The following is a 5,494-nucleotide window of genomic DNA, read 5'->3' as shown; positions in this document are numbered from 1 at the left end:
CGTGCCGGGACCGTGCGCGTGCCGCCGGTCACCTGTCGGGGTAGATGTCCCCGGTGCCCATCGCGGACTCCTGGTCGGACTGGGCCTTGAGCCGCTGGGCCTTGTCCTTCAGCCGCTGCCGTTCCTTGGGGTCGCTGCTGCGGCTCGCCGCCTCGTCCAGTTCCTTGGCCTTCTCCCGCATCTGCCGCACCCGGCCGCGGGACTCGTCGGTACCGCTCATGATCACTCCTCGGACGTGTCGAGCACTGACCCCCCAGCGAAACAGGGCCGCTGCGCGCACGCATCTCGAAGCCCCGGCGCACGCCGCGCGCGGCGCCGGCCGGGGCCCGGCCGGCGCCGCGGGAGCCGCCTCGGGGCGTCAGGCCGCGGCGAGGGCCGCGGCCGCCGCCTCGCGGGCGCCGTCGCGGTCGGCGGCGATCAGGCCGATGCGGGTGCGGCGGTCGAGGACGTCGGACTCGTCGAGCGCTCCCTCGTGGCGCACGGCCCACACCAGCTCGGCGCCGGTGACGGGGTGGCCTGGCACGACCGGGAGCGACAGGGACGGGTCGGCCACGCCGAGGGCGTGGACGGCCGGGGCCTCGGCGCCGTAGCGGCGCACCAGCCGGCGCGGCACGTCCAGTGCCGCCAGCTCGGCGGGGCGGGCGGCGCCGACGAGCGGGAGGGCGGCCGTGCGGCAGGGGCCCGCGGGGAGACGGCCCGCGCGGACGGCCGCGTCGACGGCGTCCTGGGCCATGCGCCGGTAGGTGGTGAGCTTGCCCCCGACGACCGTGACGACGGCCTGCGGCGAGGTGATCACCGCGTGGCGGCGGGAGATGTCGGCCGTGCGCCCGGGGCCGCCGCCGGTGTCGAGCAGGGGGCGCAGGCCGGCGAAGGCGCCCACGACGTCGGCGCGGCCGAGGACGACGTCGAGGGCGGAGCCGAGCACGTCGAGGAGGAAGCCGATGTCGGTCTCGGGGACCTCGGGCACGTCGGGGACGTCGCCGTCGACGGGCTCGTCGGTGAGGCCGACGTAGACCCGGCCGTCGCCCTGGGGCAGGACGAGCACGAACCGGTTGGCCTCGCCGGGGACGGGGATGTGCATCCCGGCCGCGAGTCCGCCGAGGGCCTCGGAGCGCAGGACCAGGTGGGTGCCGCGCGAGGGGCGCAGGCGGATGTCGCCGACCAGGTCGCCGGCCCACACCCCGGCGGCGTTGACGACGGTGCGGGCGCGGATGTCGAACTCCTCGCCCGTCGTCTCGTCCCGGACGCGTGCGCCGCCGCCGGTGAGGGCGAGGACCCGGGTGCGGGTGAGGATCCGGGCGCCGTGGGCGGCCGCCGTGCGGGCGACGGCGGTCACCAGCCGGGCGTCGTCGGTCAGCTGCCCGTCCCAGGACAGGAGCCCGCCGCGCAGGCCGGTGGGGCGCAGGGCGGGCGCCATGTGGCGGGTCTCGACGGCGGACAGGGTGCGGGGCGCCGGCAGGGTGGCGCGCGAGGTGCCCGCGGCGGCGCGCAGCAGGTCGCCCGCCCGGAACCCGGCCCGGGCGAGCGCGGCCTGGCCGCGGGAGACCAGGGGGGTGAGCGGCAGCACGAAGGGCTGGGCGCGCACCAGGTGGGGCGCGGTGCGCTCCATCAGGACGCCGCGTTCCACGGCGCTCTCGTGGGCCACGTCGAGCTGTCCGGTGGCGAGGTAGCGCAGTCCGCCGTGGATCAGCTTGGAGCTCCAGCGGGAGGTGCCGAAGGCGAGGTCGTGCGCGTCCACGGCGACGACGCTCAGCCCGCGGGAGGCGGCGTCGAGCGCGGCGCCCGCCCCGGTCGCGCCGAGCCCCACGACCAGGACGTCCACCTCGGTCCGCGCGTCGGCGAGGGCGGTCAGTTCACGGGTGCGGCGGGCCGCGTTGAGCGAGGCGGCGGCCGGGGCCTGAGCGTTCACGGTGCGAGGGTCCTCTCCAGAAGGGTGCGCAGTTCGCCGAGGAAGGCCGCGTCGGTGAGCTCCTCGTCGTCCTCGTCGGTCATCGTGCGCAGGGACATGGCGAAGGACTGCACGACGAGCAGGAGCGCCCGGGCCTGCCGGACGGTGTGGGTGCGGCGGACCGAGCCGTCCGCGTGCCCGTCCTCCAGCCCGCCGGTGATGAGGCCGAGCAGCGCGTCCTGACTCGCCCCGCGCCGGTCGAGGAGGTACTGGAGCAGCAGCTCGGGGTCGACGTCGAGGATCTTGTGGAACAGCGGGTGCCCGCGGAACGCCGCGACTCCGGCGACCAGCCCGTCGACGATCCGGGCCCGGGTGGGGACGCCGGCCGCCTGCTCGGGCATGGAGCCGACGGCGAGGGCGATCCACTCGCGGGTCATCAGGTCGCCGACGAGGCTGCGCACGTCGGGCCAGCGGCGGTAGAGCGTCATCCGGGACACCCCGGCGCGCCGGGCGACATCGGTCAGGGTCGTGCGGCGTACGCCGACGGCGAGGACGCAGTCGCGTGCGGCATCGAGCACGGCGTCTGCGTCCGACTGGTTGTGACGAATGGGCGTCATCTGTCACAGTGTAATGCCAGGGCGGGCCGCGCGGCAGTGCACCCCGCGAACCGACGGTGAGGAAGAGCGACGTGGACATGTTGTGGAGCGGCTGGGGCGACCCGGCCAAGGCGGCCCCCCTGCCCGACGCGGTGACCGGCCTGCTGCGCGATCTGCTCGGCGTCACCCGCCGCGAGGAGGGCCCCGCTTCGCTGGACGCCGTCGAGGTCCCCGCCTCGCCCCTCGGGGACGAGGCGCTGGCCGCGCTGGCCGCCTGCGTCGGCGGCGAGGCGCACGTGGCCACCGACGCGGAGAGCCGCGTCCGCCACACCCGCGGCAAGTCCACCCCCGACCTGCTGCGCATCCGGGCGGGCGACGTCGCGGACCTCCCCGCGGCCGTGGTCCTGCCCGGCAGCCACGACGAGGTGCTCGCCGTGCTGCGCGCCTGCGCCGGACACGGCCTGTCCGCCGTGCCGTTCGGCGGCGGCACCTCCGTCGTCGGCGGTCTCGCGCCGGACGGCGGGCGGCCGTTCGTCGCCCTCGACCTGCGCCGGCTCGACCGGCTGGTCTCCGTCGACGAGGTCTCCCGCACCGCCACTCTCCAGCCGGGTCTGCGCGGGCCGCGGTGCGAGGCGCTGCTGAACGAACGGGGCTGGACGCTCGGGCACTTCCCGCAGTCCTTCGAGTGGGCGACGGTCGGCGGTTTCGCCGCCGCCCGGTCCAGCGGCCAGGCGTCCGCGGGCTACGGCCGCTTCGACGAGATGGTCCTCGGTCTGACCGTGGCCACCCCGGAGGGCACGGTGGAGACCGGCCGCGCGCCCCGCTCGGCCGCCGGCCCCGACCTGCGCCAGCTCCTCCTCGGCTCGGAGGGCGCGTTCGGCGTGATCACCGCCGTCACCGTGCGCGTCCGGCCGCTTCCGGAGCGCCGCGTCTACGAGGGCTGGCGCTTCCCCTCGTTCGAGGCCGGCGCCGCCGCCCTGCGTGCCCTCGCCCAGGACGGGCCGCGTCCCACCGTACTGCGCCTCTCCGACGAGACCGAGACGTTCGTCGGGCTGGCCCAGCCCGACGCCATCGGCAGCGCGCAGGCTCCGGCGGCCGCCGGCTGCATGGCGATCGCGGGGTACGAGGGCACCGCCGACGACACCGCGGAACGACGGGAACGGGCGGCCGCCGTCCTCGCCGGGCTCGGCGGCGAGCTCATCGGCGCGGAGCCCGGCGAGCGGTGGGCGCACGGACGCTACGACGCCCCCTATCTGCGCGACGCGCTGCTCGACGCGGGCGCGTTCGCCGAGACGCTGGAGACCGCCGCCTTCTGGTCGGCCGTCCCCGGCCTGTACACGGCGGTCCGCACCGCCCTGACCGACACCCTGACCGCCGGCGGCACCCCGCCGCTGGTCATGTGCCACATCTCGCACGTCTACGAGAACGGCGCGTCCCTGTACTTCACCGTCGTCTCGGCACAGGGCGAGGACGCTCTCGCGCACTGGGACACGGCGAAGCGGGCGGCCAACGAGGCCATCCTCGCGGCGGGCGGCACCATCAGCCACCACCACGGGGTGGGCACCGACCACCGCGACTGGTACGCCCGGGAGATCGGCCCGGTCGGCCTCCGTATGCTGCAGGCCGTCAAGGCCGAGACCGACCCCGCCGGTGTCCTCAGCCCCGGCGTCCTGCTCCCCGTCCGCTGACCGCCAAGCCGCCCGGAGGCGCACCCATGCGACAGTTCACCGCCGTCGTCAACCCCACCGCAGGGGGCTCCAGCGGTACGGCGGCCCTGCTTCCCGTCGCCCGCCTGCTGCGCGAGGCGGGCGCGGAGATCGACACCCAGTACAGCCGCAGCCTGGAGCACGCCCGTGAACTCGCCCGCCGGGCAGGGGAGCACGGCCGGGTGGTGCTCGCCGTCGGCGGCGACGGCATGGCCGGCTGCATCGGCGGGGCGCTCAGCGGCACCGAGACCGAGTTCGGGCTGGTGCCCGCGGGCCGCGGCAACGACTTCGCCCGGGCGCTGGGGCTCCCGTCCGACCCGCCCGGGCTGGCCGGCGTCCTGCTGGACGGCGCGGCCCGGCCCGTCGACACCATCGAGGTCACCTCCGCCGTGCACGACGGCATATCGGTGCTCGGCAGTGTGTACGCGGGCGTCGACGCGGTCGCCAACCGGCACGCCAACACCTCCCGGCTGCTGCGCGGGGCGGCCTCGTACTACGCGGGCGGGCTGCGGGCCGTCACGGCCTGGCGGCCCGCGTCGTACCGGATCACCGTCGACGGCGTCCTGCACGAACGCCGCGGCTACACCGTCGTCGCCGCCAACTCCGGCTTCTACGGCTTCAACCGGCGGATCGCCCCGGGGGCGCGCGTGGACGACGGGACGCTCGACGTGGTCGTCATCCACGACGCCCCCAAGCGCCTGTTCTTCGCGATGATGAACGAGCTGAAGACCGGCGCCCACGTGCGACGCCCCCAGGTGGAGATCCTGCGCGGCAGGGAGATCCGCATCGAGGCCGAACGCCCCCTGCCCTACGGGGCGGACGGGGAGGTGGACGCGACACTGCCGGTGACCGTGCGGGTACAGCCGGGTGCGCTGCGGGTGCTGTGTCCCGAACCCGTTCCGGAAATTTCGCCCCGCCGGTAGCGATCAAGCGGGAGGAGTGTGACGTTGGATGCATGAGCTGGGCATCCTGGACTACTCCTGGTGTGTATTCCGGACACGGTGGCGTCCTCACCGAAGAGGTCGGCGTCGTGTCCGGCGACCTCACGGTGCACACCACCTGGGTCGATGGCGAGGCGGCCGTCACGGTGCAGTACACCGGGGCCGCCGACTGGTTCACGATGTCGGGCAGTCCGGCACCGTGCCCGTCCGAGACGGCGAGCCGTGATCTCCACGACGCGGTGATCGAAGCGGTCCGCGGGCCGACGACGGCGACGGTGCCCCCGCTGCCGCAGGCGTCGGCCGAGATCGACTGAGCGTCGCCGAGGACATCCGAACCCCCCACGGGGCAGGGGACGCCCGCCG

6 protein-coding genes are annotated in these 5,494 nt (G+C 75.8%); 3 read left to right on the top strand and 3 right to left on the bottom strand.

What is annotated here, in order from left to right; all coding sequences use genetic code 11:
- Nucleotides 1-28 precede the first annotated feature (28 nt).
- The 3 genes from EAO77_RS21310 to EAO77_RS21300 all read right to left on the bottom strand — a co-directional run bounded on the left by EAO77_RS21310 (nucleotide 29) and on the right by EAO77_RS21300 (nucleotide 2,505).
- Nucleotides 29-220: a DUF6381 family protein gene (locus EAO77_RS21310; protein ID WP_147989885.1), complete on the bottom strand. Its 192-nt coding sequence runs from the start codon at nucleotides 218-220 to the stop codon at nucleotides 29-31.
- A gap of 138 nt (nucleotides 221-358) precedes the next feature.
- Nucleotides 359-1,909 carry a glycerol-3-phosphate dehydrogenase/oxidase gene (locus EAO77_RS21305; protein WP_147989884.1) on the bottom strand — a complete coding sequence of 517 codons (1,551 nt, stop codon included), beginning with the start codon at nucleotides 1,907-1,909 and terminating at the stop codon, nucleotides 359-361.
- Nucleotides 1,906-2,505, bottom strand: a complete 600-nt coding sequence (locus tag EAO77_RS21300) for a TetR/AcrR family transcriptional regulator (RefSeq protein WP_147989883.1) — start codon at nucleotides 2,503-2,505, stop codon at nucleotides 1,906-1,908. The genes EAO77_RS21305 and EAO77_RS21300 overlap by 4 nt, the downstream gene beginning before the upstream one ends.
- A gap of 71 nt (nucleotides 2,506-2,576) precedes the next feature.
- Here EAO77_RS21300 and EAO77_RS21295 point away from each other — a divergent pair, with 71 nt between their 5' ends.
- From EAO77_RS21295 to EAO77_RS21285, 3 genes are read left to right on the top strand one after another with little or no spacing between them, the layout of a single operon-like run.
- A complete protein-coding gene (locus EAO77_RS21295; RefSeq protein ID WP_147989882.1) occupies nucleotides 2,577-4,172 on the top strand; it encodes an FAD-binding oxidoreductase in 1,596 nt (531 codons plus the stop codon).
- Nucleotides 4,173-4,198: 26 nt separating this feature from the next.
- Entirely contained in the window at nucleotides 4,199-5,113 is a 915-nt protein-coding gene (locus EAO77_RS21290) for a diacylglycerol/lipid kinase family protein (RefSeq protein WP_147989881.1), read from the top strand.
- Nucleotides 5,114-5,145: 32 nt separating this feature from the next.
- Nucleotides 5,146-5,445 carry a hypothetical protein gene (locus EAO77_RS21285; protein WP_147989880.1) on the top strand — a complete coding sequence of 100 codons (300 nt, stop codon included), beginning with the start codon at nucleotides 5,146-5,148 and terminating at the stop codon, nucleotides 5,443-5,445.
- The last annotated feature ends 49 nt before the right edge of the window (nucleotides 5,446-5,494 follow it).

It is taken from the genome of Streptomyces sp. T39 (assembly GCF_008042045.1).
GTDB lineage: Bacteria > Actinomycetota > Actinomycetes > Streptomycetales > Streptomycetaceae > Streptomyces.
Note: the sequence above shows the minus strand (reverse complement) of the source record. Positions and strands in the feature narration are given on the sequence as shown.